17 protein-coding genes and 1 pseudogene are annotated in these 21,359 nt (G+C 66.7%); 13 read left to right on the top strand and 5 right to left on the bottom strand.

The genetic code is table 11. The annotated features are described in order from the left end of the window. The first annotated feature begins 71 nt into the window (after positions 1 to 71). Positions 72 to 1,307 carry a mechanosensitive ion channel family protein gene (locus ARTH_RS04670; protein ID WP_011690778.1) on the top strand — a complete coding sequence of 412 codons (1,236 nt, stop codon included), beginning with the start codon at positions 72 to 74 and terminating at the stop codon, positions 1,305 to 1,307. 144 nt (positions 1,308 to 1,451) lie between these two features. After that, the gene (locus ARTH_RS04665; protein ID WP_011690777.1) at positions 1,452 to 3,320 is read left to right on the top strand and encodes an alpha-glucosidase; all 1,869 of its coding nucleotides are present in this window, start codon (positions 1,452 to 1,454) and stop codon (positions 3,318 to 3,320) included. Between the two features lie 301 nt (positions 3,321 to 3,621). Here the strand turns inward: ARTH_RS04665 and ARTH_RS04660 are convergent, their stop codons facing one another. Then, positions 3,622 to 4,416 (bottom strand): alpha/beta fold hydrolase, encoded by a 795-nt coding sequence (locus tag ARTH_RS04660; protein ID WP_011690776.1) that lies wholly within the window; start codon positions 4,414 to 4,416, stop codon positions 3,622 to 3,624. Positions 4,417 to 4,534: 118 nt separating this feature from the next. Then, positions 4,535 to 5,425 carry a pullulanase X25 domain-containing protein gene (locus ARTH_RS04655; protein ID WP_011690775.1) on the bottom strand — a complete coding sequence of 297 codons (891 nt, stop codon included), beginning with the start codon at positions 5,423 to 5,425 and terminating at the stop codon, positions 4,535 to 4,537. A gap of 312 nt (positions 5,426 to 5,737) precedes the next feature. Between ARTH_RS04655 and ARTH_RS04650 the strand changes: the two genes are divergently transcribed. Together ARTH_RS04650 and ARTH_RS04645 are read left to right on the top strand one after the other, a co-directional pair. Next, on the top strand, positions 5,738 to 6,712 hold the full coding sequence (locus tag ARTH_RS04650) for an aldo/keto reductase (protein ID WP_011690774.1): 975 nt from the start codon (positions 5,738 to 5,740) through the stop codon (positions 6,710 to 6,712). Between the two features lie 57 nt (positions 6,713 to 6,769). After that, positions 6,770 to 7,087: a DUF6457 domain-containing protein gene (locus ARTH_RS04645; protein ID WP_011690773.1), complete on the top strand. Its 318-nt coding sequence runs from the start codon at positions 6,770 to 6,772 to the stop codon at positions 7,085 to 7,087. Positions 7,088 to 7,101: 14 nt separating this feature from the next. On the opposite strand, the gene ARTH_RS04640 is transcribed toward ARTH_RS04645, so the two are convergent. Both ARTH_RS04640 and ARTH_RS04635 read right to left on the bottom strand, forming a co-directional pair. Continuing rightward, a complete protein-coding gene (locus tag ARTH_RS04640; RefSeq protein ID WP_011690772.1) occupies positions 7,102 to 9,399 on the bottom strand; it encodes an FdhF/YdeP family oxidoreductase in 2,298 nt (765 codons plus the stop codon). 128 nt (positions 9,400 to 9,527) lie between these two features. Further along, the gene (locus ARTH_RS04635) at positions 9,528 to 10,664 is read right to left on the bottom strand and encodes an adenosine deaminase (protein ID WP_011690771.1); all 1,137 of its coding nucleotides are present in this window, start codon (positions 10,662 to 10,664) and stop codon (positions 9,528 to 9,530) included. 48 nt (positions 10,665 to 10,712) lie between these two features. Between ARTH_RS04635 and ARTH_RS04630 the strand changes: the two genes are divergently transcribed. Both ARTH_RS04630 and ARTH_RS04625 read left to right on the top strand, forming a co-directional pair. Further along, positions 10,713 to 13,295, top strand: a complete 2,583-nt coding sequence (locus ARTH_RS04630) for an excinuclease ABC subunit UvrA (protein ID WP_011690770.1) — start codon at positions 10,713 to 10,715, stop codon at positions 13,293 to 13,295. 256 nt (positions 13,296 to 13,551) lie between these two features. After that, positions 13,552 to 14,247, top strand: coding sequence for a LysM peptidoglycan-binding domain-containing protein (locus ARTH_RS04625; protein ID WP_011690769.1), 696 nt, complete (start codon positions 13,552 to 13,554; stop codon positions 14,245 to 14,247). A gap of 96 nt (positions 14,248 to 14,343) precedes the next feature. Here ARTH_RS04625 and ARTH_RS04620 read toward each other — a convergent pair whose 3' ends face one another. Next, on the bottom strand, positions 14,344 to 14,916 hold the full coding sequence (locus tag ARTH_RS04620; protein ID WP_011690768.1) for a hypothetical protein: 573 nt from the start codon (positions 14,914 to 14,916) through the stop codon (positions 14,344 to 14,346). A gap of 228 nt (positions 14,917 to 15,144) precedes the next feature. Between ARTH_RS04620 and ARTH_RS04615 the strand changes: the two genes are divergently transcribed. The 7 genes and pseudogenes from ARTH_RS04615 (at position 15,145) to ARTH_RS04585 (ending at position 21,356) form a co-directional block, all read left to right on the top strand. After that, positions 15,145 to 16,050: an MSMEG_6728 family protein gene (locus ARTH_RS04615; RefSeq protein ID WP_011690767.1), complete on the top strand. Its 906-nt coding sequence runs from the start codon at positions 15,145 to 15,147 to the stop codon at positions 16,048 to 16,050. A 54-nt stretch (positions 16,051 to 16,104) separates the two neighbouring features. After that, positions 16,105 to 17,010, top strand: coding sequence for an SDR family oxidoreductase (locus ARTH_RS04610; protein WP_011690766.1), 906 nt, complete (start codon positions 16,105 to 16,107; stop codon positions 17,008 to 17,010). 43 nt (positions 17,011 to 17,053) lie between these two features. Continuing rightward, the gene (locus ARTH_RS04605; protein ID WP_011690765.1) at positions 17,054 to 17,461 is read left to right on the top strand and encodes a DUF1622 domain-containing protein; all 408 of its coding nucleotides are present in this window, start codon (positions 17,054 to 17,056) and stop codon (positions 17,459 to 17,461) included. Between the two features lie 41 nt (positions 17,462 to 17,502). Beyond that, positions 17,503 to 18,282 (top strand): isocitrate lyase/PEP mutase family protein, encoded by a 780-nt coding sequence (locus tag ARTH_RS04600; RefSeq protein ID WP_011690764.1) that lies wholly within the window; start codon positions 17,503 to 17,505, stop codon positions 18,280 to 18,282. 77 nt (positions 18,283 to 18,359) lie between these two features. Next, on the top strand, positions 18,360 to 19,034 hold the full coding sequence (locus tag ARTH_RS04595; protein ID WP_043430364.1) for a DUF2071 domain-containing protein: 675 nt from the start codon (positions 18,360 to 18,362) through the stop codon (positions 19,032 to 19,034). A 116-nt stretch (positions 19,035 to 19,150) separates the two neighbouring features. Then, a pseudogene (locus ARTH_RS04590) lies at positions 19,151 to 20,783 on the top strand (DUF222 domain-containing protein). Positions 20,784 to 21,011: 228 nt separating this feature from the next. Next, entirely contained in the window at positions 21,012 to 21,356 is a 345-nt protein-coding gene (locus ARTH_RS04585) for a cupin domain-containing protein (RefSeq protein WP_043429434.1), read from the top strand. Positions 21,357 to 21,359 lie beyond the last annotated feature (3 nt).

Raw genomic sequence — 21,359 nt, 5'->3', positions numbered from 1 at the left:
CCAAATGTTATCGGCGCGCCGAGGGCCGGCTGGATTTCAGCGGTTCCCGGAAGCTTGATAGAGCTTAACCAATGCAAGAATTCCTCACCCCGGCAATGCCCTTCCTGGCCACGGCGCTCGCAGTAGCGGCAGGCCTGGTCCTCTCCTGGCTGATCCGTAAGACAGTCCTCCGGCTCAACCGCCGCCGCCCCGAGCTCCACGCCACCTCCCGAGTGGCGCGGCTTCCGTTGCGGCTGGCACTGTGCCTGATCGGCGTCCGAATCGCTCTGGTGCTGACCACGGACGACGGCGGGTGGCGGTCCGCCGTCGACCATCTCCTGCTGATCGCCCTCATGGGCGCCCTGGCCTGGCTCGCCATCGCCGTGCTGCTGATCGTGGAGGCACTGGTCCTTAGCCGCTACAGCGTGGACGTGGCGGACAACCGCCGGGCCCGGCGCCTGCGGACCCAGATGATCCTGGCTCGCCGGATCGGCGTCGCCCTCATCGTGGTGCTGGCGGCAGGCAGCGTGATGCTGACCTTCCCCGCCATCCAGGCGCTCGGCGCAGGGCTGCTTGCCTCCGCGGGCGTGATCTCCATCGTGGCAGGCCTCGCCGCCCAGACGTCGCTGGTGAACGTGTTCGCCGGCATGCAGCTGGCCTTCACCGACGCGATCCGGGTGGACGACGTGGTGGTGGTCCAGAAGGAGTGGGGCCGGATCGAGGAGATCACCCTGACCTACGTGGTGGTCCACATCTGGGATGACCGCAGGCTGATCCTGCCTTCCACGTACTTCACCACCACGCCGTTCGAGAACTGGACCCGCCGCCAGTCCGAGGTGATGGGCACCGTGGAATTCGACCTCGACTGGCGGGCTCCCATCGAGGACATGCGTACCGAGCTCCGGACGGTGCTGGACGGAACGGAACTATGGGACGGCCGCGTGGGAATCCTGCAGATCACCGATGCCACCAACGGCTACGTCCGGGTGCGGATCCTGGTGAGCGCAGCGGACAGCGCAGCGCTCTTCGACCTGCGCTGCCTCATCCGCGAAGCCATGGTGACTTTCCTGCAGCAGGGCCATCCGGAGTCGTTGCCGCACGTGCGTTGGGAGCCGGTGCACCCCGCTCCCTCCCGCGACGTGCCCCGGCAACCCGCCGTGGAGTCCTTTGACCAGGGGCATCAGGGGCACGCCCGCCAGCAGTCCGGCCCGCAGGACTCCCAGCTCTTCACCGGCTCTGTTGAAGCCATCGAGCGGTCCCGCGCGTTTACCGGTCCCGGCGAGGACGTCTTCGAAGACCGCGACAAGACGCTCTCCGCGCGAAACTAGCGCCGCCGCCTGCTTCCCCGGATCCCCTGCTCTCCCCTGCTCCCCCGCTGCCGGATCAGGCCCTTTCCTGCCCGGCCGATCTGATCAATAATCAAACCGAGCCCCATCATCAGACCCGCCGCAAGCAACTGAGGAGACCAGGCCATGACCACCCACGCGGAGCCCGCAACGGAACCCCCTGTCAGTGCTGCGGAGGACAACGATGACGAGACAACCACGGACCCCGGCTGGTTCCATAAAGCGGTGGTCTACCAGATCTATCCGCGCAGCTTTGCGGACTCCGACGGCGACGGCATAGGCGACCTGCCGGGCATCATCAGCAAGCTGGACTACCTGCAGAAGCTGGGGGTGGACGTCGTCTGGCTCTCCCCCATCTACACCTCCCCGCAGGATGACAACGGCTACGACATCAGCAATTACCGCGACGTGGACCCCATCTTCGGCAGCCTGGCCGATCTGCAGCAGCTGACCGACGGGCTGCACGCGCGGGGCATGAAACTGGTGATGGACCTGGTGGTCAACCACACCTCGGACGAGCACCCGTGGTTCATCGAATCCCGCTCCTCCAAGGACAACCCCAAGCGCGACTGGTACTGGTGGCGGCCGCCCAGGCAGAGTCCCGTAGGCGGCGGCGGTGCAGAACCCAACAACTGGGGATCCGCGTTCTCCGGCCCGGCCTGGGAGTTTGACCAGGCCACCGGCGAGTACTACCTGCACCTGTTCTCCCGGAAGCAGCCGGACTTGAACTGGGAAAACCCGGAGGTCCGCGCAGCCGTCTACGACATGATGAACTGGTGGCTGGACCGCGGCGTGGACGGCTTCCGGATGGACGTCATCAACTTCATCTCCAAGGACACGTCCCTGCCGGACGGGCCGAAGGCCGAAGGGATGCTGTTTGGCGACGGCAGTCCGCACTTCATGTCCGGACCCCGGATCCACGAGTTCCTGCACGAAATGCACCTCGAAGTTTTCGCCGGCCGGGATAAGCCTCTGCTGACCGTGGGCGAGATGCCCGGCGTCACGGTGGAGGACGCCGTCCTGTTCACAGACCCTGCCCGGCGCGAGGTGGACATGGTGTTCCAGTTCGAGCACGTGGCGCTGGACCAGGAAGACGGCAACAAGTGGCGGCCCAGGAAGCTGCGGCTCACCGACTTGAAACAGTCCCTTGGCCGCTGGCAGGAAGCCTTGGCCGGGCGCGGCTGGAACAGCCTCTACTGGGGCAACCACGACCAGGCCCGTGCCGTGTCCCGCTTCGGCGACGACGGGCAGTACCGCGAACTGTCCGCCAAGATGCTGGCCGGCGTCCTGCACCTGCACCGAGGCACCCCGTATGTGTACCAGGGCGAGGAACTGGGCATGACCAACATGAGCTTTGGGGCCATCAGCGACTACCGCGACATCGAGGTGCTCAACCACCACCGCGAAGCCACCACCCACCTGGGCCACACCGACGCCGAAGTCCTGGCCGCCCTGGCGCCCCTGAACCGGGACAATGCCCGCACGCCCGTGCAGTGGGACGCCACCCGGCATGGCGGGTTCACCACGGGAGCGCCGTGGATCGCCGTCAACCCGAACACCAGCCACATCAACGCCGCAGAACAGGAAGACAACCCGGACTCGGTGTTCAGTTTTTACCGCCAGGTCATCGCCCTGCGCCACGCCGAGCCCGTGGTGGCGGAGGGTGACTTCAGCATGCTGCTGCCGGACGACGAGCACGTGTACGCCTTCAGGCGGTCACTCCCGGGGTCTGCGGCTGGTGCGGCTGCCGGTGTTGCTGCGGCGCCGGGTGTGCAGCTGCTGGTACTGGGCAACTTCTCCGGGGAAGACCGGACCGTGGAACTCGATGGCGGCGGCTGGGGCGATGCCGAAGCCGGTGCGGATGAACCTGAACTTGGCCACTACCCGGCTGAGCTGATCCTGGGAAACTACCCGTCCGACGGAGCCGGGACACATGCTGAAATCACGCTCCGCCCCTGGGAGCTGAAGGTCTTCCGCCGGCAACACAACAACTGAAGCACCACCAGCAAGGCAAGGAGAGCATCATGACTATTCCACCGCTGCCGGAGCCGGATCCGTTCCCGCCGGAACCGGGGCCCACCGGACCGCCTGACCCGGACAACCCGTTCCCTCCCAGCAGGCCGGACCCCACGGAGCCCCGCCCGCATCCGGGACCGGAGCCGTCACCGACGCCAGGTCCGCTGCCGATCCCCGACCCGGGACCCATGCCGCCGGTGCCGCCTGCGCCAAATCCGGACCCCACACGGTTCTAGGATTTCGACGGGCTCAATCTTTCGACGGGTTCAATTCGACGGGCTCAATCGCCGATGCCGTGCAGGAACCGGCGCACTTCGCTGTTGAACGCCTCCGGCGTCTCCGCTGCCACCATATGTCCGACGCCGGGAATCACCACGAGCTCTGAACCGGGAATCTGTCGGTGCATGTCACGCGCCACCGCCAGGGGCGACCGCACGTCTTCCTCCCCGTAGAGGAGCAGGGTGGGAACGCTGATGGTAGGCAGCACGTCACGATAATCGGCATGACCGCTAGCGCTCAGCAGTGCCCGCATGCCGGCGGGGTGGAAGTCGGCCATGATGTCACTCGCCTCTTGGACGACGGCGGGATCCGCGCGCGCCGTGAACAACGTGGGCATCCAGACGGGGATGAACTGTTCGGGCGGCTGGTCGAGCTCGGCCAGGATCTGCGCGTACCGGCGCTCGACTTCCTCCGGCGGTAGCGAGCCCGCCCAGCCGGCATACGCCGAAACAAGCAGCAGGGAAGCCGCCATGTTCGGGTGGCTCCGGTACAGCTCCAAGGCGACGCCCGATCCCCAGGACAGTCCGAGGACGTGCGGTTTCCGGGGTGATACCTCGCGGAGGAAGCCCGCGAGCGCGTCACCCAGTTCACGGCCGGAAAAGTCCGGCGGAGGATCGTCGGAGCGGCCGCAGCCCGGGGCGTCCCAGGCTATGACGGTGAACTCGCCGGACAGACCCTCCAGCTGCCGGCTCCAGACGCGGCTGTCCTCGTACGCACCGTGAAGGAGCACCAGCGGAGGACCCTGGCCCGCACGCTGGTAGCCGATTCGCAGTCCTGAAATCTCAACGGTGTCCATGCCGCACCGCTCCTAAGTGGAGCTGACCCTGATGGCTCTGATTCTAGGCCGATCAGGGTCAGCTGCCTACAGGAACAGCCGCATGCCCTGCTCTGTGCGGGGCCCTGCACAATGGGGGTTAGACCAGAGTGATGTCCCGGGTCCGGTGATCGTAGTTGAACGTGATCCGGCCGCCGGGGTGGTGGAGCTCGTGGTTGGCGCCATCAAATGCACCGAACGCACCGTAGTTCTCATCCCAGGAGCGGTTGAGCGCGATCTTGAAGCTGTAGTGCCCGGCCGGGAGGTCCGTGGTGAGCTTCCACAACTGGTCCACTGCATCCAGCTTCATCTGGGCCTCGTCGTACTGCGGCGCCCAGTTTGCCGGTGCTCCCAGCAGCACGTTGAAGTCGCCGGCGATGGCGACTGCTTCCGGCTGGTCGATCGATTCCACGCTGGGGACCTCTGCCTGGGTCTCCTCGCCGGGGGCCGGCTTGGCGGCAGCCTTGCGCGTGCGCACAGCCTTCGCCACAGGTGCAACCGCCTCTTCGATCAGCTCGGCAGCCTTTTCGACCACCTTCGCTGCCTTGGAGGGCGCCTTTTTCTTCGGTGCAGCCTTGGGAGCTTTTGCGGCAGCGGCCTTCGGGGCCGCAGCCTTGGCTGGAAGCGATGTGGGTACGGGAACGTCCGCGGGAACCGGAGTTCCTTCCGCGAGTGCGGTGGCGAATGAGTCAGCATCCGGGAATGCCACCGTGGCGCGGAGGCCCTCCTCGGTGATGGTCCAGCCGCTGCGTCCCTTGACGAGCCAGCCGGCCTTGACGAGCTTGCTGGTGGCGGTGGTCAGGGCCTTGTGTCCCCGGGGAATGCCTCCGCTGAGCAGCTCACTTTCCTTCTCGTTCAGCGGTACCCGGACCGTGGCCTGGGCCAGGACCGCGCCCGCGCCGAGGGTCTCGCCCGACAGAACGCTTTCCGCGAGGATGTCGAGCACTGATTTGAGTCGAACAGTGGTGGTGTCTGCAATAGCCGTGGGCATATTTGTCCTTTCGAGCAGGTGATCACTCAGCATTTTGCCAGTGAACTGTAACCGGAGGCGACTATGGGCGTTAACAACGTGTGTCGTGACCGACTGTGACGCCGAATGCAGCACAAGTGATCCTAGGGTCTCAGCTGCGGGGCGAAAACATCGGGACTTTGGACCCGTTGACAAACAAGCGAGACGACCCTCACGGGACCACCCGTTGTGGGTGCCGAGCGTACCTGCCTATAGTGGCGTCCTGCCTTTACTAGGCAATCTTCCGATGAAGCCACACCGCCAGTCCCGCCCTTCTTCTATGAGGAGACCAGCATGGAGACCCGCACGCTTGGCGCTTTGACCGTATCTGCCCTTGGACTCGGCTGCATGGGCATGAGCGAGTTCTACGGCACGGGCGATGACACCGAATCCGCCGCCACCATCCAGGCCTTCCTGGACGCGGGCGGAACACTGCTGGACACGGCCGACATGTACGGCCCCTTCACCAATGAGCAGCTCGTGGGCCGGGCCATCGCCGGGCGCCGGGCCGAGGTGGTCCTCGCCACCAAGTTCGGCAATGAGCGCCGTGAGGATGGCTCGTGGGTTGGCATCAACGGCCGTCCCGAATATGTGCGTGCTGCCTGCGACGCGAGCCTGCAGCGCCTCGGGGTGGACCACATCGACCTCTACTACCAGCACCGCGTGGACAAGACCGTGCCCATCGAGGAAACGGTGGGTGCCATGGCGGAACTGGTCCAGGCGGGTAAAGTCCGCTATCTGGGCCTCTCCGAGGCCAGCGCCGACACCATTCGCCGCGCCCACGCTGTGCACCCGATCACCGCACTGCAAACGGAATATTCCCTGTGGGAGCGCGAACCGGAGGCCAAGGTTTTCCCGCTGCTGGCGGAACTGGGCATCGGATTTGTGCCGTACAGCCCGCTGGGACGTGGCTTCCTGACCGGCCAGCTGCGCACGCCGGAGGACTTCGCTCCGGACGATTTCCGGCGCCACTCTCCCCGCTTCCAAGGCTCGAACTTCACGCGGAACCTCGAGCTGGTGGACCGGGTGAAGGAACTGGCTGATGAGAAGAAGTGCACCCCGGCACAACTGGCCCTGGCCTGGCTGCTCGCCCAGGGTGACCACATCGTCCCCATCCCCGGCACCAAGAAGCGCGAACGCCTCCAGGAAAACCTGGGTGCGCTCGACGTCGAGCTCTCTGCCCAGGACCTCAGCCGGCTCGATGAGCTGGCCCCCGCCGGGGCGGCGGCGGGAGCACGCTACCCGCACATGGATTCGATCGACGTGTGAGGCCGGCCCCCGCCGGCCAATACCGAGCGACCCCACGACCGCAATGAAGGAGACACAGTGACCGAACTCAATGAAGAAGACCTGGCCCTGGCCCAATGGAGCCGCCGGCTCTCCCATGCGCTGCAGATCCTGGATCTGGAGCTTGACCACGCGCTGATTCGCCGACTCGCCAAAGAATCCTCCGAGGCAGTCAACGACGGCGCCGGTCCGATCAGCGCGGTGGTGGTGGGCTATGCGGCAGGGCTGTCCGCGGCCAAGGGGAAGGCCAGCCCCAGCGAGGCCATCGAGTCGGCCGCGGAGGTCGCCCTGAAGTTGTGCGAGCACGGAGCCGACGGCGGCCCGGACAGCGAAGGCTGGAGCGGCACCGCCCAATAGCTACGTGGTTGGAGCTACGTGGTGCTGGGCTCCAACCGCACGATGACGGCCTTGGACACCGGAGTATTGCTGCCCTCGGCCACGCTTTCCAGCGGAACGAGCACGTTGGCTTCCGGATAGTAGGCCGCCGCGCACCCCCGGGCCGTGGGGTACGAGACCACACGGAACTTCCGGAGCACCCGCTTCACGTTGTCCTCGTATACGCCGTGGATGTCCACGTGCTGGCCATCGGACAGGCCCAGCTCGGCGATGTCCTCGGGGCTGACAAAGACCACGTCGCGGCCTTTCTTGATGCCCCGGTAGCGGTCGTCGTGGCCGTAAATGGTGGTGTTGAACTGGTCATGTGACCTCATGGACTGCAGGATCAGCGTGCCTGCCGGACGTTCCACGTGCTCCAGGTGGTTGACGGTGAGCATGGCCTTGCCCGTGGGTGTGGGGAACGTGCGCGAATCCCGGGGTCCGTTGGGGAGCACAAAGCCGCCCTTCTGGCGGATCTTCCGGTTGTAGTCCTCGCAGCCCGCCACCACATGGGAGATGTGGTCGCGGATGAGGTCGTAGTCGCGCTCGAACCCGGCCCAGTCGGCGTCGGTCTTCCCATCCAGGGTGGCGCGGGCCAGCCTGCTGATGATGGCCACTTCCGAGAGCAGATCCGGTGCCACGGGCCGTACCGTGCCATGGGAGGCGTGGACGGCGCAGACGGTGTCCTCCACCGACACGAATTGCGGGCCGGAGGCCTGCATGTCGATCTCGGTGCGTCCCATGGTGGGCAGGATCAGGGCTTCCTTGCCTGTCACCGTGTGGGAGCGGTTGAGCTTTGTGGAGATCTGCACCGTCATCTCTGTGTTCTCCATGGCGCCTTCGGCTGCCTGGGAGTCGGAGATGGCCCCCACCAGGTTGCCGCCGAGGCCCACGAAGACCTTGATGCCGCCGTCGCGCATCCTTCGGATGGTTTCCACGGCGTCTGCGCCGTGCTCCCGGGGCGGATCGAAGTTGAACTCCTTGCCCAAGGCATCCAGGAAGGCCGGTGGCATTTGTTCCCAGATGCCCATGGTGCGGTCGCCCTGGACGTTGCTGTGGCCGCGGATCGGGGACGCTCCTGCGCCGGGCTTGCCCATGTTTCCCCGCAGCAGCAGGAGGTTGATGATCTCCTTGATGGTGGCCACGCCCTTTTTGTGCTGCGTGATCCCCATGGCCCAGGTGATGATGACCTTCTCGGCCCTCAGGTAGCGTTCGGCAAGTTCATCGATTTCTTCGCGCCGCAGGCCGGTGGCCTCAAGCACTTCGCGCTCATCCAGTTCGGCGAGGTGCTCCTTGAGTTCCTCAAGCCCCTGGCAGTGCTCCTGGAGGAACTGGTGGTCCAGCACGCTGCCCGGGTTCCTGGCCTCGGCGTCGAAAACGCGCTTGGACACCGCCTGCAGGAGCGCCATGTCCCCGCCCAGCCGGATCTGCAGGAACTGGTCGGCAATCTGCGTGCCGTGCCCCACGATGCCCTTGACCTTCTGCGGGTTCTTATAGCGGCGCAGTCCGGCCTCGGGCAACGGGTTAACGGCAACGATCTCGCCGCCGGCTTCCTTGGCTTCCTCGAGGGCGGTGAGCATGCGCGGGTGGTTGGTGCCCGGGTTCTGCCCCATGATGATGATCAGGTCCGCCTGCGCGAAATCATCGTAGGAGATGGTGGCCTTGCCGATGCCGATGGTCTGGCCCATGCCCCAGCCGGAGGACTCATGGCACATGTTGGAGCAGTCCGGCAGGTTGTTGGTTCCGTATGCCCGCACGAACAACTGGTACAGGAAGGCGGCCTCGTTCGAGGTCCGGCCGCTAGTGTAGAACGCCGCCTCGTCGGGGCTCGCCAGGCTCTTCAGCTTGCCGCCCAGGATGGAGAAGGCTTCGTCCCAGCTGACAGGCCGGTAGTGGTCCTCCCCCGCCGGCTTGTACACCGGTTCGGTCAGCCGTCCCTGCATCCCGAGCCAGTATTCGGACATCCCCCGCAGTTCGCTGACCGGGTGCTCCGCCCAGAATTCCGCGGGGACAAGCACCGGGGTGGCCTCCCACGTGACAGCTTTGGCACCGTTCTCGCAGAACTCGAACGTCTTGCGGTGACCGGGGTCCGGCCACGCGCAACTCATGCAGTCGAAGCCGTCCTTCTGGTTCAATGCCAGCAACGTCTTGCGGGACCGCTCGACGCCCATCTTCTCAATGGCGGGCTTCATGGAGTGGTAGACGCCGGGAAGACCCGCGGCCCAATCCTTTGGTTTGCCCACCTCAAGGTTGTTCTCGTCGGCTTCTTCCACGCGCGGGGTCTTCCGGGGCATGCTGCGCCCTCCTTGACTCGGACTTGCTACTCAGTGCTGCTTTGAACTGGTGTCCCCACGGACAGGACCTGTCCTCAGGATTAGCAGTTATGGGTGGACGCCGCAACCACTGGCAAGGCCGGCTGTGTTCAGGAGTAGCCGAGCTCCGCGAGCAGCTCCGTTTTGCGTTCCTCGTCCGCGAAGGAAGACCGGATGGAGTTGGAGGCCAGCCGGACCCGGTCGAACTCGGACAATCCCAAAACGGTCTGCAGCTGCACGAAGTTGTCGTCCACGTACCCGCCGAAGTAGGCGGGATCGTCCGAATTCACGCTGACGTTCAGTCCCGCGGCGAGCATTGCCGGAAGCGGGTGCTCGGCCAGGGTGTCCACGGCACGGAGGCGCACATTGGACAAGGGGCACACGGTCAGCGGCACGCGCTCCGCGACGAGGTGTTCCACCAGGTCGGGATCCTCCATGCAGCGGATGCCGTGATCGATCCGCTCCACGTCCAGCAGTTCCAGCGCATCGATGATGTACGACGGCGGGCCCTCCTCGCCGGCGTGCGCTATCCGGTGCAGGCCGGCTTCCTTCGCCCGGGCGAAGAGCCGTTCGAATTTGGCTGGAGGGTTGCCCACTTCGGCCGAGTCCAGGCCGATACCGGCAATGGGCGCGTTCATGGCCAGCAGCTGCTCCAGGACGTCGAGGGCCGCTTCCTCAGGCAGGTCGCGCAGGAACGCGGCGATGAGCAGGGTGGACACCCCGAACTCCTCCAAGGAATTCGCCAGCACGGACGCAACACCGTTCACGCAGGTCTGCAGCGGGACCCCGCGGGACACGTGGGCCTGAGGGTCCATCATGATTTCGGCGTGCCGCACTCCCGCGGCCGCTGCCCGCTCCAGGTACGCGCGGGTCATGTCCGCGAAGTCCTGCTCCGTCTGCAGAACGGCCATGTTGGCGTAGTACAGGTCCAGGAAGGACTGCAGGTCCGTGAACTCGTAGCGGGCGCGCAGCTCGTCCAGGTCCGCGTACGGCAGCCTGATGCCATTCCGTTCGGCAAGTGCGAAGATCAGCTCCGGCTCCAGGGTCCCCTCGATGTGAAGGTGCAGCTCCGCCACCGGCAGAAGTTTCACGGGAGCCTCGGCCGCGGCCTCTTCGGTGTCGGGTTGGGCCGCCACGGCCTCTTCGGTGCCGGGTTGGGCCGTTGTGGCCTGCTCGGGGGCGTGTGCAGGAGCATCGCTGAGTGCTGGCGCTCCGCCGGGTTCGGGCGCGCCGTCGTAAGTTTCCATCCGGTAAGGATATGCCCGCAGCGGCCGCGCACCGATAGAGTCGAACCAATGCAACATAACAAGCAGGCTTCCAATGTGCCCTTCCTGACTCCGGACCACCCCGCCGATGGATTCGTCCGGGTGCGCGGAGCCCGGGAAAACAACCTGCGCAACGTGGACGTCGACGTGCCCCGGGACGCCATCGTTGCGTTCACCGGCGTCTCCGGTTCAGGCAAGTCATCCCTCGCCTTCGGCACCATTTACGCGGAAGCCCAGCGCCGCTATTTCGAATCCGTGGCCCCGTACGCGCGGCGCCTCATCCAGCAGGGCCACAATCCCAAGGTGGAGATGATCACCGGGCTGCCTCCCGCCGTCGCGCTTCAACAACGGCGCGGTACGCCGAGCAGCCGGTCCACCGCGGGTACGGTGACCACGCTGTCCAACTCGCTGCGCATGCTGTTCTCGCGCGCCGGCACCTATCCGGACGGCAAGGCCCAGCTGGATTCGGACGCGTTTTCGCCTAACACGGCCGCCGGGGCCTGCCCCGTCTGCCACGGCCTGGGCATTGCCCATACGGTCAGCGAATCGTCCCTGGTACCTGACACCTCGCTTAGCATCGCCGACGGCGCCATTGCGGCCTGGCCGGGCGCATGGCAGGGCAAGAACCTCCGCGATATCCTCAGCCACCTCGGCTACGACGTCAACATCCCCTGGCGGAAGCTGCCCAAAAAGCACCGAGACTGGATCCTGTTCACCGAGGAACAGCCCGTGGTGGAGGTGACGCCGAAGCGGGACCGGGTGGCCAAACCCTACAAAGGCCGCTTCTGGAGCGCCAAGAGCTACGTGCTCCACACACTGGCGGACTCCAAAAGCGACACCATGCGCCAGCGCGTCCTCCGGTTCATGGAAACGGGACCGTGCGAGCGCTGCGGGGGCAGCGGGCTGACGCCCGACGCCCTGGCCGTGACCTTCGCCGGCCGCACCATCGCCGAGCTCAACGCCGTACCCATGACGGAACTGGCCGAGGTCATCCGGCCCACCAGCGAGCTCAAGGACGCCGGGACGGCCAGCAGGGCCGCTGCATCAGGCGAGACCAACGAAGTTGCCGTGGCCATCACCCGCGACCTCCTGCTGCGGATCACCGTGCTGCTGGAACTGGGCCTGGGCTACCTCGCCCTGGGCCGGGCCACGCCCACGCTCTCCCCCGGCGAGATGCAGCGGCTGCGGATCGCCACCCAGCTGCGCTCCGGGCTGTTCGGCGTGGTGTACGTGCTGGACGAGCCGTCCGCGGGGCTCCACCCCGCCGACGCCGAACCGCTGCAGGCTGTGCTCGAAGCGCTCAAGTCCTCCGGCAATTCGGTGTTCGTGGTGGAACACAACATGGACGTGGTCCGCCGCGCCGACTGGCTGGTTGACGTGGGCCCGCGCGCAGGCGAGGGCGGCGGCGAGATCCTCTACAGCGGCCCGGTTGCCGGGCTCGCCGAGGTGGAGTCGTCCGTCACCCGCCCCTTCCTGTTTCCGGACGGCGGCGCACAGGGCGACGGCGGTGCGCGCCGGGAGTCTGTGGTCAGGCAAGCGGACGGCTGGCTCGCGTTGAAAGGCATCAGCCGGCACAACCTGCGTGATCTCGATGCCGAGTTCCCGCTGGGCATCCTGACGGCGGTCACGGGCGTTTCCGGCTCGGGCAAGTCCACGCTGGTGAGCCAGGTCCTTGCCGAAGTAGTGGGGGCGCGGCTCCACCCGGAAGCGGTTGAGAATACGGCGGCTGCGGAGATAACCCCCGAGGCCCTGGACGCCGGGGACGCCGGGTCCGGAGAACCGCTCATCGTTTCCGAAGCCGTGGCAGAAACCAGCGGAATGGAGCGGATCGACCGTCTGGTGCGCGTGGACCAGAAGCCGATCGGACGCACGCCGCGGTCCAACCTGGCCACGTACACCGGGCTGTTCGACGCAGTGCGCAAGGAATTCGCCGCCACCGAGCAGGCACGTGCCCGCCGCTTCGGCGCCGGACGGTTCTCCTTCAACGTGGCAGGCGGCCGCTGCGAGACCTGCCTGGGCGAAGGCTTCGTGGCTGTTGAGCTCCTCTTCCTCCCGGGCAGCTACGGCCCCTGCCCCGAGTGCGGGGGCTCGCGCTACAACCCGGAGACGCTGGAGGTGACCTACAGCGGCAAGAACGTGGCCGAAGTGCTTGCCATGACGGTGGACGCCGCCGCGGACTTCCTGGCTGGCATCCCGGCCGCTGCCCGCAGCCTGCAAACCTTGCGCGACGTTGGCCTGGGCTACCTCCGGCTGGGCCAGCCCGCCACTGAACTCTCGGGCGGCGAGGCACAGCGGATCAAGCTGGCCACGGAACTCCAGCGAGCGCGCCGCGGCCACACCCTCTACCTGCTGGACGAGCCCACCACGGGGCTCCACCCGGCAGACGTGCAGCTGCTCATGGCCCAGTTGCACGGCCTGGTGGACGCCGGAAACACGGTCATTGTGGTGGAACACGAGATGGACGTGGTGGCCGCCGCGGACTGGGTGATCGATCTCGGGCCTGCCGGTGGCGACGCCGGCGGTGAGATCGTGGCGTCCGGAACGCCTGCCGCCGTCGCACGTTCCGCCCGGAGCCGGACGGCGCCGTACCTGGCGACGGCGCTGGACCAATGATCGGCACCGGCAATCACGCCCGGCACGCACCAACACCGCGCCGGATATCTATTTCGATTTGATAACGCACCCACACTGTCCTAGCGTGGAACGTGATCCCGCCGAGCGGGACAACGAATGCCCGGTGCTGCCACCACCAGTTACTGCCCGGCCGGCAGACACCGTACATGACCTCTAGTTCGTCAGGGGCGGGCAGTGGCGCGACAACGTCCGGGGACGGACCGAGCGCAGGTGGCCCTCAGGAGCATCCACTTTCATGAACACTTCCACTCGCATGAACACCCCCATGGGCAAATCCAAACTGGGGACCGCCGCGCGCCGCGGAGTAACGCTGGCCGCAGTTTCCGCGGCAGGACTCGCGCTCTCCGCCACCGCCGCCAACGCGGCTGTGCCCACCGCAACGAGCACCAGCACCTGGGATGCCCTCGCCCAGTGCGAGAGCGGCGGCAACTGGAGCACCAACACCGGCAACGGCTTCAGCGGCGGACTCCAGTTCACCGACAGCACCTGGGCGGCCTACGGCGGCACCGGATCGGCGGCAAGCGCCACCCGCGAGCAGCAGATCGCCGTCGCCGAGAACGTCCAAGCCAGCCAGGGCTGGGGCGCATGGCCCGCCTGTGCAGCCAAACTGGGCCTGAGCGGCGGCGGCGGAGCACCCGCACCGAGCGTCCCGGTCACCCCGGCCCCCGCCGAGGTACCTGTACAGGCCGCGCAGGCTCCCGTGCAGGCCGCTCCCGCTGCAGTGGTGCCCGCCCAGGCCGAACCCCGGCACGCCGCCCAGGTTCCGTTGAGCGGCGAAACCTACACGGTGGAGGCTGGCGACACCCTGAGCACCATCGCCGAGAAGCTGGACATCACCGGCGGCTGGCAGACCCTTGCCGATGCCAACACGGACACCATCGTGGATCCCGACCTGGTGCTTGAAGGACAGGTTCTGCAGCTACCTGCCTAAGGTGTTTAGGCAGAGAGCGTTAAACAACGACGCCGGAGCTTCCCTTGGCGGGGAGCTCCGGCGTCGTTGTTTCCTAAGCGTCGTTGTTTCCTGAGTTCAGGCCGTCTGCGGCAGTTCCCGGACGATCCGGACCTTCCAGGCGGAGTCGTCGCTGGTGTCCAGCAGGGCCACAGTGCCGATGTGCAGGTGCAGGGCCACCCGCTTGGCTGCCAGGAGCTCCAGGTACAGGTGCTCGTTCATGCGCGCCGGCGAATCGATCACGAACTTCACGGCATCGCGCACTTTGCGGTAGTTGTCGCTGCGTTCGCGGTGCAGATGCAGCTCCAGCGAGTGGCGCTGGCGCACCTTCGGCTCGTGTGCGTTGAGCCACGAAACCGCTGCGTGCACCCCAACCACAACGGCAAGGGACACGGCGTAGATCCACCATCCGGTGGACAGCAGGAACAAGGGGAGGTTGGCTATGGCCACCACCGCGATGAACAGGCGGAGGGCAACGATGCGCCGGAGTTTCAGTGCAACAGAGCCGAGGGCGGCGCGGAAACCATGTTGCTCCTTGCGGGCAGCTTCCGGGTCGATGGTGAATTCATCAAGCACCAGGACGCCCTTGGCTTCCGGGCTCAGCATTTGTCCGAACTTCGGCGTGAACGGAACTGCTTGGGTAAGTGTCATTTCGTGTCTTCCGGAGGGTGGCTGAGGCGGGATTTGATTGGGGTCATCTTAGTGAAATTGTGACCGTGTTGTCGCCCCCGTCTCAGCATACGGTCCAGTAGACTACGCCGCGCTGCTCTCAGGCCGCTCACAGCCTACCAGCGTTTGCCGCCGCAACGCCGCCACCTCAGCGGGGCGTGGCGGCCGCCGCCATTTGGTCTTGGACCCCGGCACCTCCACACTTGAAGGATGCAGACTTTCCTTCCCTACCCCGATTTCCAGCAGAGCGCCGCGGTCCTTGACCGCGTCCGGCTCGGCAAGCAGCGTGTCGAAGCGCTGCAGACACTGCGTGCGCTGGTGATCCCGGAGTACGGCTGGCAGTCGCACCCGGCCATCCGTATGTGGATGGGCTACGTCCCCGCGCTGACCATGTACGGCCTGGCCATCGCTGATGAATGGATCGCCCGCGGCGGCGAGGACACCACCCGGGCAAAGATCGCCGAATTCGCGCCGCAGGCGGACCACGCGGCTTACAAGGCCAAAATCCCCATGCCGCCGTGGCTTGGCGAGCCTGACCTGCACCTCAGCCACCGCTCCCGGCTGCTGCAGAAGGAACCGCGCTTCTACAGCGAACTGTTCCCCGGAACGCCGGTGGACCTGGAGTATGTCTGGCCCGAACCCCGGCATGAGTTCCTTCCGGAAGATCCGGCCGGTGACCGGCTCTGGATCCTGCGTGCCCAGGTGGGAGACATTGCCCCGGACAAGCTCGACACCATCAGCCTGCCGGAGGTTGGCCGCGCCGCCAAGGCCGCCGCCCAGTCCGAAGAGTACGAGTTCGTCTACGCCGAGACCGACTCGCGCCGCCCGGCCAAAAACCCCAAGAAGCGGCCGCCCAAGCAATTGGTGAAGAAGCCCACGAAGAAACGCCAGCAGCAGGAAGAGGCCTTCCGGACCCTCCCCGGCAATTCCGCCATCGCTGTACCGTTCGACGGCGGTGCCACGTTCGCGATCGGCAAGGTCCAGGGGCGTCCCATCACCGTGGACGGCCGGTTCGCCCGGAACTTCCAGGTGACGGACGTCGTGGAACGCTCCTCGTTCGACTACCCAGCCCTCCTGCAGGATCCGCGCCTGTTCTTCCCGATTCCGGCGCCCTAGCCGTAAATCCCGAGCCTGGCCAAGGCTTCGCCGCCGCTCTGGCAGACTGGCCGTATGACTGTTCTTATGGCCGGCTGCGGCGATCTGGGTACCGAGGCCGGGCTACGTTTCGCGGCCGCAGGCCACCGCGTGGTGGGCTGGCGGCGGTCGCCGGACAAGCTTCCGGCCGCCATCGAAGGTGTCGCGGCTGACTTGACCGTTCCGCCTCTGCCGCCGATCCCGGCGGACACCACCGCCGTCGTCATCGCGGTTGCGGCTGACTCCCCCACGGAAGAGGCTTACCGGGCCGCCTATGTGGACGGAGTGTCTAACGTTCTGGATGCGCTGGAACGCGGACGCGGGCATGACGGCGGCGCGGCGCCTTCGACGCTCCGGCGCGTGTTGTTCGTCTCCTCCACTGCCGTGTACGGCGACGCGGACGGCGGCTGGGTGGATGAGAGCACGGCGCCGGCGCCGGGCGGATTCTCCGGCCGCATCATCCGCGAGGCCGAGGACCTGCTGCACCGGCGCCTGCTCGGCACCGGGATCACCCCCGTGGTGCTTCGCTTGGGCGGCATTTACGGGCCGGGGCGGACCCGGCTGATCGATCAGGTCCGATCAGGAACTGCGGCGGCTCCGGCGGAACCGCGCTACACCAACCGCATCCACCGGGACGACGCCGCGGCGGCGATCGTGCACCTCTGCACCATGGCCGCCGAACCCGGACCCGTGTACCTCGGCGTGGACAACGATCCCGCGGAGCTCGGCGAGGTCCAGCGTTTCCTGGCCGACGAGCTGGGACTCCCTCGGCCGTCGTCGGACGCTCCGGATGGTGACGGTGGCGGCCGCGAACCGTCCCGCGGCGGCAACAAACGGTGCAGCAATGCCCTGCTCCGCGGCACCGGATTCGAGTTTGCCTACCCCTCATTCCGCGAGGGGTACCGCTCGATCCTCGCCGGCGAAGGCGTCCGGCACCCGTGATGGCGCTGCACTTTTCCGTGTCCGAAGCCTTCTAGGGGGAACAGTGGATTTCCAGCACATTATCGAGACGGTGGGCAGGTTCATGGACTTTGCCGGCGTCGCCGTCATGGTGATCGGCGCCGTCGTCTCCATTCCCATGGCCCTCCGCGGATTCCAGCCGAAACGCCTGCCGCCGGGATCCGAACCCCTTTCCATGTACCGCTCCTACCGGCAGCTGCTGGGCCGTTCCATCCTGTTGGGCCTTGAACTCCTGGTGGCGGCGGACATCATCCGGACGGTCGCCGTGACGCCGACCTTCGAGAGCGTAGGTGTGCTGGCGATCATCGTGCTCATCCGCACCTTCCTCAGCTTCTCACTGGAGCTCGAGATCACCGGCCGCTGGCCCTGGCAGAAACAGCCCGCCGGGGCGGCAGCCTCAGCCGGCGCGTCGGGCTCATCAGCGGAGGGCTGAAAGCCTTCTCCGCTGTCAGCGCCCTCGGTTAGGCTCGCAGCATGACTCACACCACCGCAGCAAAAGCCTCTGAACTTCTTCGCCTCCACCAGGCGCCGGAAATCCTGCAGGTCATCAACGTCTGGGACGCCATCACCGCCAAGGTTGCCACAGACGTCCCGGGCACCACCGCGCTGGCCACGGCCAGCCACTCCATTGCGGCCTCGCTGGGTTATGAGGACGGCGAAAACATTCCGGCGAACCTCATGATCGAAGCGGCGGGGCGCATTGCCGCGTCCACCAGCCTTCCGGTCAGCGCGGACCTCGAATCCGGCTACGGCAGCCCGGGCGAGACAATCCAGAAGGCAATCGGGGTAGGAATCGTCGGCGCCAACATCGAAGACCAGATGCGCCCGCTGGCCGACGCCGTTGCCCAGATGGCGGCCGCCGCTCAGGCGGGCCGGGCCGAAGGCATCGATTTCGTCCTCAACGCGCGCACCGATGCTTTCCTCAAGGGCAAGGACCGCGACCCCGCTGACGTCCTGGCCGACGCCATTGAACGAGGCCGCGCGTTCCTCGACGTGGGAGCAACCACCGTTTTCGTTCCCGGATTGCTGGACGAGCCCACCGTGGCCGCCCTCGTTGAAGGCATCGGCCGGAACAAGGTGTCCGTCATCAACGTTCCGGGATCGCTTGCCCCGGCGAAGCTCCAGGAACTGGGCGTGGCACGCATTTCCTACGGCCCCTGGACCCAGCGGGTTGCCCTGACGGCCTTTGCCGACGCCACCGCCGAGCTCCTGGCGGGGGGCGCGCTGCCCGAGGGAACACGGGCACTCAACTAGTGGCTGCCCCGGAGCTGCAGGGGCCGGGATTGACCGACCCGTGGCCGGAGCCGCCGGAGCTGCCCACCCCGGTGATCATGGACCAGCGGTGGACCGATGCAGTGTTCCTGCACTGGCGCATCCCCGAAGCTGCGGCGGCAGCGTTTATGCCGCCCGGGGTGGTCCCGGACGTTTTCGACGGCTCAGCTTGGGTGGGACTGATCGGCTTCCGCATGCAGGAAGCGGGCATCGGACGAGGCCCCGCAGTGCCGTTCTTCGGGGATTTCAACGAGGTCAACGTCCGGCTATATTCGCGGGAACCTGACGGCACCCGGGGCGTGGTGTTCCTCAGCCTGGACGCGGACCGGCTGGCCGTGGTCCTGGCCGCACGCGCGGCCGGCATTCCCTATGTGTGGTCGCACGCCCGGTTCCGTCCGGCCCGCCCCGGCAGCCCCTCCACAGGCTACTCGGTGCGGCGCTTCCGGCGCGGGGCCCGAAGCGACTTCGCAGTTGTACCGGCGTTCGACGACGTCGCGGCGGACCCGTTGTCCGTCCACCTCACGGCCAGGTTCGGCCTGCACTCCCGCTTCCGCGACCGCACGCTGTACATCCCAAACACCCATTCGCCCTGGCCGCTGTACCGGGCTGAGCTGACGGTCCTAGAGGACGGGTTAATCAGCGCCGCCGGGCTCGATGTGGCAGGTCCGCCCGAGTCCGTGCTGTTCTCCCCCGGCGTCCGGACCCAGTTTGGCCGGCCGCGGGTGCTTGGGTAGGAGGCGCAAGTGTCCGTTCGCGAAGCCGCTATTTTGTCGTAGGTCTTTGGCAGAGTTATGCCATGGAAGTTATGGGGGAACTTGCAGCAGCACGAGGGGCGTTGCGGTGGGCCAAAATGGACGCTGCCGCTGACGCTTCTGCTGCTTTCCCCGCGTCGGTGCGCGGTTTGCGGAGTGTTCCCGCCGGGCGGCAGCCGAAGCCGTTAGCGTTCGACGGCGGCGGGTCCGGTGGTCTGGCCAGGTGCCTTGCGCTGCTGGAGGCCATTAGTTCGACGGCGGTCGCGGTCGCTGCGGGGATGCGCTTCCGGGAGGCTGCTGACTTCGCTGCCCGGGTGGAGGACATCTCCCGCGCCGCTGAATATTTGCAGGTGGTTGCTGCCGGGGCTGTGGACCGGTCCCGGAGGGAGGCTATTTATGCCGCTGCACGGGCTGGTGCGGGCCGTGGCGCGGCGGTTGGCTGGACCACCGGGTGGGGCAACGAGACGGCTGTTCACGGGCCGATCGGCTGGGCGGCCGGAACGGAGGCCCAGGCCGCGGACGCCGGAAGTGGCGCGGCTGAAGAGATACCTGCGGCAATGCCGAAGACCTGCGATCCGGATCCGGCCGATGACGGGTGCCGGAACACGGCCGAGTTCCTCCGTATGAGGCTGCGGATCGGTGCCGGCGAAGCCCGCCGCCGGCTCGCCCTCGCCGAAGCCGTGCTGCCCCGGACCGGGATCACCGGCCACCCCCAAGAACCGGAACGGCCCGAACTCGCCGCGGCCGTCGCATCCGGGTCCGTGGGCTCCCGGCCCGCGACCATCATCACCCTCGCCCTGGACCGGGTCCGGCACCACGCCCCCGAAGACACCACGGCCCGGATGGAACACGCCCTAACCCGCACCGCGGCAGAGCACGACACCGATTTCGTGACCCGCATCGCCCGGCAGTGGACAGAGGCGATCGACCAGGACGGCAGCGAACCCTCCGAGGAGGAACTCCGCCACCGGCAGGGCGTGTTCATCCGGAAACCCCGCCGCGGACTGTTCCACGTGGAATTCTTCGCCACCCCCGACCAGTACGAACCCCTCCTGACCGTGATGAACACCGCCACCAACCCCCGCACCCAACCAGAAGCGGCTGAAGGCACCGACGGAACCATTAGCGGCGAGGGCGGCCTGGACCGGCGGACCCGGCCCCAGCAACTCCTGGACGGCCTCGTCGGCGCCGCCAAAACCGCCCTCGCCACCGGAAACCTCCCCGCCGCGGGCGGCCTGCGCCCAGGTCATGGTCACCATCGACTACCGCGACCTCCTCGACACACTCGAACAGGGCACCCCAGGCAGGGGCACCGGCTCGTTCGCGTTCACCGGGCCCGTCACCGCCGCCACGGTCCGGAAGATCGCTTGCGACGCGGACATCATCCCCGTCCTCCTCGGCGGCCAGGGCCGGATCCTGGACATCGGCCGCACCACCCGGATCTTCCCGCCCCACATCCGCAAAGCCATCACCGCCCGCGACCAGGGCTGCGCCTTCCCGGGCTGCACCATCCCCGCCCCGTGGTGCGAAGCCCACCACGTCACCTACTGGTCACACGGCGGAACCACCAGCACCGAGAACGGCACACTGCTCTGCTCCCATCACCACCACCTGATACACAAGGAACAGTGGCACATCCAGGTCAAAACCGGGATCCCCTGGTTCATCCCGCCACCCCACATCGACCCACACCAACAACCGCAACGAACCAATTACTTCAGGCCCGAGTGACTCCACCATGCCGGCCCGAAGTCCTTAAGACATGTCTCCCGCTAGTACTTCCCTTGGGTTTTTGGGCGAGGGACTGTTCGTCGGCCCGGAGTCCTGTTAATTTCCTAATGTGAGGACGAAGGGGACGGGCTGGAGGGGCGGCGCAAGCCGGTACGGCCGATGACGGTCCGGCGTGGACCACCAGCAACAAAGCACGGACGTACAGAGACTTACAGAAAAGAGAGCACCATGGGCAACGAACAGGTGGCACCTAAGACCAAAGGCGTCACGGTGGAGTTACTTTCAACGGTTGACCTTGCCTCCGAGATCGAAGGCATGGAAGGACGCCAGCTTCGAACTCGAATGGTGACCATCGAGCCCGGCGGCGTCTTCGGCCCGGTTCACGACCACGTAGGCCGGCCCGGCACGGTTTACATCCTGCAGGGAACGATCACTGACCATCGAAACGGAGTCGCCACGGACTACGGGCCGGGAGTCGGATGGCCCGAGGATCGGAACACGACCCACTGGCTCGAGAACAGGGGAACGGTTCCGGCGGTGGAGATCTCGGTCGATATCGTCAGGAAGGACTAAATC

Origin of the sequence: Arthrobacter sp. FB24 (genome assembly GCF_000196235.1) — a bacterium.
In the GTDB taxonomy this organism is placed as follows: Bacteria; Actinomycetota; Actinomycetes; order Actinomycetales; family Micrococcaceae; genus Arthrobacter.
This window is presented reverse-complemented; position numbering and strand designations above follow the sequence as displayed.

Bases quoted from the DNA above. Each gene is read 5' to 3' on its own strand.
- ARTH_RS04670 (WP_011690778.1), top strand. From the start codon at position 72: ATGCAAGAATTCCTCACCCCGGCAATGCCCTTCCTGGCCACGGCGCTC.
- ARTH_RS04665 (WP_011690777.1), top strand. From the start codon at position 1,452: ATGACCACCCACGCGGAGCCCGCAACGGAACCCCCTGTCAGTGCTGCG.
- ARTH_RS04660 (WP_011690776.1), bottom strand. From the start codon at position 4,416: ATGGACACCGTTGAGATTTCAGGACTGCGAATCGGCTACCAGCGTGCG.
- ARTH_RS04655 (WP_011690775.1), bottom strand. From the start codon at position 5,425: ATGCCCACGGCTATTGCAGACACCACCACTGTTCGACTCAAATCAGTG.
- ARTH_RS04650 (WP_011690774.1), top strand. From the start codon at position 5,738: ATGGAGACCCGCACGCTTGGCGCTTTGACCGTATCTGCCCTTGGACTC.
- ARTH_RS04640 (WP_011690772.1), bottom strand. From the start codon at position 9,399: ATGCCCCGGAAGACCCCGCGCGTGGAAGAAGCCGACGAGAACAACCTT.
- ARTH_RS04635 (WP_011690771.1), bottom strand. From the start codon at position 10,664: ATGGAAACTTACGACGGCGCGCCCGAACCCGGCGGAGCGCCAGCACTC.
- ARTH_RS04630 (WP_011690770.1), top strand. From the start codon at position 10,713: ATGCAACATAACAAGCAGGCTTCCAATGTGCCCTTCCTGACTCCGGAC.
- ARTH_RS04625 (WP_011690769.1), top strand. From the start codon at position 13,552: ATGAACACTTCCACTCGCATGAACACCCCCATGGGCAAATCCAAACTG.
- ARTH_RS04620 (WP_011690768.1), bottom strand. From the start codon at position 14,916: ATGACACTTACCCAAGCAGTTCCGTTCACGCCGAAGTTCGGACAAATG.
- ARTH_RS04615 (WP_011690767.1), top strand. From the start codon at position 15,145: ATGCAGACTTTCCTTCCCTACCCCGATTTCCAGCAGAGCGCCGCGGTC.
- ARTH_RS04610 (WP_011690766.1), top strand. From the start codon at position 16,105: ATGACTGTTCTTATGGCCGGCTGCGGCGATCTGGGTACCGAGGCCGGG.
- ARTH_RS04600 (WP_011690764.1), top strand. From the start codon at position 17,503: ATGACTCACACCACCGCAGCAAAAGCCTCTGAACTTCTTCGCCTCCAC.
- ARTH_RS04595 (WP_043430364.1), top strand. From the start codon at position 18,360: ATGGACCAGCGGTGGACCGATGCAGTGTTCCTGCACTGGCGCATCCCC.
- ARTH_RS04585 (WP_043429434.1), top strand. From the start codon at position 21,012: ATGGGCAACGAACAGGTGGCACCTAAGACCAAAGGCGTCACGGTGGAG.